Raw genomic sequence first — 4,881 nt, 5'->3', positions numbered from 1 at the left:
ACCAACCAGCCGGCAATTTCAAATGTCAGGGCGATAACCACCATGACAATAAAGATGCCGGTATCTTTCGGCAATTTATGCCGTAAATTAGCGAGGAAAGAGGATCGCTCATTTGCAGCGGTTGCGGTCAGTTTCATATTGCTCATTCTCTACACCTCAGTGGGCTGCCAACGACAAAATGGTTTCCTGATCGGCCTCGTCTTTGTCGAGGATGCCGGTAATACGTCCTTCATGCATGACCATAACGCGATCGCTCATACCAAGAATTTCCGGGAGTTCAGAAGAGACCATAATCACCGCGACGCCACGGTTCGCCAGCTCGCTAATCAGATGATAAATTTCAGCTTTCGCCCCCACGTCAATCCCGCGGGTTGGCTCATCAAGAATTAATATTTTGGGCTGTGCTAAAAGCCAGCGGGCAATTAAGACCTTTTGCTGATTACCGCCGCTCAGATTATTAATAATCTGATCCATGGTCGGGGTTTTAATATTCAGTCGACGGATCTGTTCCATGCAGTCTTCCGCCATCTTCATATGTTTGACGAACCCGCTCTTGCCGATATATTCCGGCATATTGACGATACTCATGTTTTCCATCACTGAGAGCACGAGGAACAGCCCGGACTTTTTACGGTCTTCCGTCAGCAGCGCCATCCCTTTTTCGATGGCCGCGGAAGGCGAGTCGATCGTCACCGGCTGGCCGTCAATCAAGACTTCGCCGCTGTCAAAGCGCTCCATCCCGAACAGGCTCTCCATGACTTCGCTGCGCCCGGCGCCAACCAGACCCGCAACGCCGAGAATTTCTCCGCGGCGGACGCTGAAATTCACCTCCTCGAAGTCGCCTTTGCGCGACAGATTGCGCACCGTTAGCACCTCTTCGCCAATCGTATTATTGAACTTCGGGAACAGCTGAGTTAATTCGCGGCCCACCATCTGGGTAATCAGCGACTGACGGGTAAATTCCCCCGTCTGCCGACTGCCTACCCAAGTCCCGTCACGAAAGACGCTAATTTCATCGGTAATCGCGAAAATCTCATCCATCTTGTGGCTGATATAAATAATCGCTTTTCCCTGCTCGCGTAAATCGCGAATGATGGTAAACAGGTGAGCCACTTCGCTTTCCGTCAGCGCCGAGGTGGGTTCATCCATAATGACAATATCCGCGTTCCACGATACCGCTTTGGCTATTTCCACCATTTGCTGGGCGGCAATACTGAGATCGCCCACCAACCGGTCGGCGGATAAACGGATATTCAGTTTATTGAGCAACGTCTGAGTCTGGCGGGCCAGTTGCCGATGGTCGACAAAGCCGTATTTCATCGGCTCGCGTCCCAGCCAGATATTTTCTGCCACCGTCATATGCGGCACCAGATTCAGTTCCTGGTGGATCATGGAGATCCCCGCGCGCAGCGCATCCATCGTATCCTGGAACTGTACCGGTTCGCCCTTCACCCGAATCGCACCCTTATCGGGACGGTAAATCCCGATAAGGCACTTCATTAACGTCGACTTTCCCGCACCGTTCTCCCCCATCAGGGCGTGCACCGTCCCTGGGCGCACGCGCAATGAGACATTATCGAGCGCCTTCACGCCAGGAAAGAACTTACTGATACCCTCGGCCTCAAGTGCAAAAGCGTTCATACATCACCTCCCGTACCGCTGAGCCAGAAATGATTATTTTTGATTACGGCTGACAAATTCAGACATATTCTCTTTGGTAATCAGCTGGTAAGGGATATCGATGACTTTTTCGACTTTTTCCCCGTTCGCCAGTTTGACGGCCGCATTCACCGCCCCTTCCCCCTGCCCTCTAGCATCCTGGAAAATGGTGGCGATCATCTTGCCGTTTTTCAGCATCTGCAGTGCGTCAGGTGTCCCGTCGACACCGGCGACCAGAATGTGCTTCGGGTTGCTTCCCAACGCCTGCAGCGCGCCGATCGCCATTTCATCGTTATTAGAGGCGATCGCCTGAATATCTTCGCCGCTGGTCATCCAGTTACTCACCACATCAACGGCATCGTTACGCATAAATTTCGCCGTCTGCTTCTGGACTATCTTGATATTCGGATATTTCGCGACGACTTCTTCCACACCTTTGGTGCGGTCACGGGTGGATTCGTTCGCCAGGTCACCCAGCAGAATCGCCACGTTGCCTTTGCCGTTCATCGCCTTCGCCAGCGCTTCCATCTGCAGACGGCCTGCCAGCACCGAATCCGAACCGACATAGGCCATTTTGTCGGTCAGCGTAACCTGAGGGCGGCGGTTAACGAAGACCAGCGGAATCCCGGCTTTGGTCGCCTGATCGATAATCGGCTTCACCGCGTTGGTATCGACCGGGTTGACGATGATGGCATCGACGCCCTGACCAATAAAGTTTTGCACCTGCTGCAGCTGCTGCGCGACATCACCCTTGGCATCTTCGACCTGCGATTTCACCCCCTCTTTTTGCATCTCTTTTTGCATGGCGGTACGCAGAATAGTCAGGAAGTTATCGTCGAAAAGCGCCATGGAAACGCCGACGGAGAGATCTTTTGCCATCACCGCAGCGGGCAACATACAGACTAACAAAGAGGCAACAATCGTTTTCTTGATGTTCATAGTTGTTCCTTGGGTTCAGTGATATGCCAGTTCATTGAGATAAAATGAAAAATTCATTTCGTAAAGCGTCTTGCTGATACCTGCCGGCTCGTCAGCCATAAATCTTGCTTCTGACCACACTTTTTTGCACATGGTTATCAGAAGCACTTAATTTAGTGGCTTTTCTAATGAATTATTAAAACAACAGTTCATAAATCATACGATTTATCGGCCAGTCAATTTCAGATGTTTTATTTCATTAAAAACACATATGAAACTTTTATTATTAAATAACTGAAATGAAAATTTTAAAACCACCTGATAACAGAACTTTGACAGATATCTAACATTGCGGCATAAACGCGCAAAAAATGAGAGGCGCCCAGCAGTTTACGCACAAGTCACAGGCCTGCCGCGGGCAATCCGCCAGAGAGGATTACCCACCTCAAGAAAAGGGGTATTTGAAACATCAGCCGCGTTTTCAGGTGTCGGAGCATGCGCTTGTCGCCGCCCACGATCGCGGCCTCATCGGGAAGATAAAAAATACGCGGAAGACCCGTCAGGAGGGGATGAGAGATGTGGCGGAGCACGGGGCGGCAGGGCGTGACGAATGAGCAAAATCACCTCCAGCCCCACCAGACGATGCGTGCCGATAGGTTGACGGTTGAAATCAGGTAATGTCACTCAGCCCCGGCCGCCAAAACGCAAACAAAATAGTGCACCTCACACAGTCCGCAGCATGATGCGAGGACAGCGGCCTTATGCGGAGAAATGCTAGTCTGTGACTTTTAGCGCCAGCTCATAGGCACTGGTTTTTCCTTCATCGCGCGCGCTTCCCATCTGATAGACGCGGACGGTATATTTTCCGTTGGTTTCCAGACGCTGCTCAAATCCCCCTTCCGTCATTGAGCCATTAAAAATGGTCTCATTCGCAGGGTTGAGCACGTTGAAACAGGGATGAGGCCATTTGCTCTTCATGGTGACATGCATCCGCTGACCCGCTTTCACCACCAGCGTGTAATCCTTCACATCGGCGCCGCTCAGCGCATTTTTAATTGTGGTTCCGTGGGTACCTTTAGCGAAATGAACCGCAAGCGTATTTATTTTATAACTGGCCAGGGCAGATAGCGGCGCAAATAAACAACCAGCGCAGATCAAGCTTCCAACAATTAACTTTAAATTTTTCATTTAGTTAACACCTTATGTTGTTATATCTGGTGTTATAGCACATAAGGTCTTGTGGGGAATATTTCAGGAAATAGATTGAAACGATTTCATCACCGGGCATTCGCCTGCGCGTCAAAATGAAGCCACTCGCCATGATGGCCTCCAGCCCGTCCTGCGGACGCTGAGCATTGGTAAGCGCTATCGGCATCAGAAGACCATGACACAAAAAAGCCCCCGGCTCTGACCAGCCAGGGGCTTTGTCCGCAGGCGTCATTTATTTCTGCGGACGCATCGCCGGGAACAGGATCACGTCGCGGATGGTGTGGCTGTTGGTAAACAGCATCACCATCCGGTCAATACCGATGCCCAGACCGGCGGTCGGCGGCAGACCATATTCCAGCGCGGTCACATAGTCTTCATCGTAGAACATCGCTTCATCGTCACCGGCGGCTTTCGCATTCACCTGCTCCTGGAAGCGCTGCGCCTGGTCTTCCGCGTCGTTCAACTCGCTGAAGCCGTTACCGATTTCTCGGCCGCCGATAAAGAACTCGAAGCGGTCGGTAATTTCCGGATTCACGTCATTACGCCGCGCCAGCGGAGAGACTTCCGCCGGATACTCGGTAATGAAGGTCGGCTGAATCAGGTGCGCTTCCGCCACTTCGTCGAAGATTTCCGTGACGATGCGTCCCAACCCCCAACTCTTCTCAACGTGGATACCGATAGATTCCGCCAGCGCTTTCGCCGCGGCGAAGTTATCCAGCGTCGCCATCTCGGTTTCCGGGCGGTATTTCTTGATAGCTTCACGCATGGTCAGTTTTTCAAACGGCTTACCGAAATCGAATACCTGGTCGCCGTACGGCACTTCGCTTTTACCCAGCACGGTCTGCGCCAGAGTGCGGAACAGGGATTCGGTCAGCTCGATCAGATCTTTATAGTCCGCGTACGCCATATAGAGTTCCATCATGGTGAACTCTGGGTTGTGACGCACGGAGATGCCTTCGTTACGGAAATTACGGTTGATTTCGAACACGCGCTCGAAGCCGCCCACAACCAGACGCTTCAGATACAGTTCCGGCGCGATACGCAGGTACATATCCATATCCAGGGCGTTGTGATGGGTGATAAACGGGCGAGCAG

4 protein-coding genes and 1 pseudogene are annotated in these 4,881 nt (G+C 51.8%); all 5 read right to left on the bottom strand.

The genetic code is table 11. The annotated features are described in order from the left end of the window. Nucleotides 1-137, bottom strand: a pseudogene (locus ACZAHD_RS21610) (ABC transporter permease); the annotation flags it as partial. Between the two features lie 19 nt (nucleotides 138-156). Then, nucleotides 157-1,641, bottom strand: coding sequence for a sugar ABC transporter ATP-binding protein (locus ACZAHD_RS21605; RefSeq protein ID WP_462458567.1), 1,485 nt, complete (start codon nucleotides 1,639-1,641; stop codon nucleotides 157-159). 33 nt (nucleotides 1,642-1,674) lie between these two features. Next, nucleotides 1,675-2,598 (bottom strand): sugar ABC transporter substrate-binding protein, encoded by a 924-nt coding sequence (locus ACZAHD_RS21600; RefSeq protein ID WP_462458566.1) that lies wholly within the window; start codon nucleotides 2,596-2,598, stop codon nucleotides 1,675-1,677. Nucleotides 2,599-3,351: 753 nt separating this feature from the next. Further along, nucleotides 3,352-3,765, bottom strand: coding sequence for a DNA breaking-rejoining protein (locus tag ACZAHD_RS21595; RefSeq protein WP_462458565.1), 414 nt, complete (start codon nucleotides 3,763-3,765; stop codon nucleotides 3,352-3,354). A gap of 253 nt (nucleotides 3,766-4,018) precedes the next feature. Continuing rightward, on the bottom strand, nucleotides 4,019-4,881 hold an 863-nt coding region (gene lysS / locus ACZAHD_RS21590), incomplete at its 5' end, for a lysine--tRNA ligase (protein ID WP_462458564.1).

Source organism: Raoultella sp. (assembly GCF_039594335.1).
In the GTDB taxonomy this organism is placed as follows: Bacteria; Pseudomonadota; Gammaproteobacteria; order Enterobacterales; family Enterobacteriaceae; genus Klebsiella.
The sequence above is the reverse complement of the archived record's forward strand: the minus strand, read 5'-3'. Positions and strand labels throughout refer to the sequence as shown.

What these genes read in the sequence shown, in the direction of transcription:
- ACZAHD_RS21605 (WP_462458567.1), bottom strand. Translation starts at nt 1,641, where the DNA reads ATGAACGCTTTTGCACTTGAGGCCGAGGGTATCAGTAAGTTCTTTCCT.
- ACZAHD_RS21600 (WP_462458566.1), bottom strand. Translation starts at nt 2,598, where the DNA reads ATGAACATCAAGAAAACGATTGTTGCCTCTTTGTTAGTCTGTATGTTG.
- ACZAHD_RS21595 (WP_462458565.1), bottom strand. Translation starts at nt 3,765, where the DNA reads ATGAAAAATTTAAAGTTAATTGTTGGAAGCTTGATCTGCGCTGGTTGT.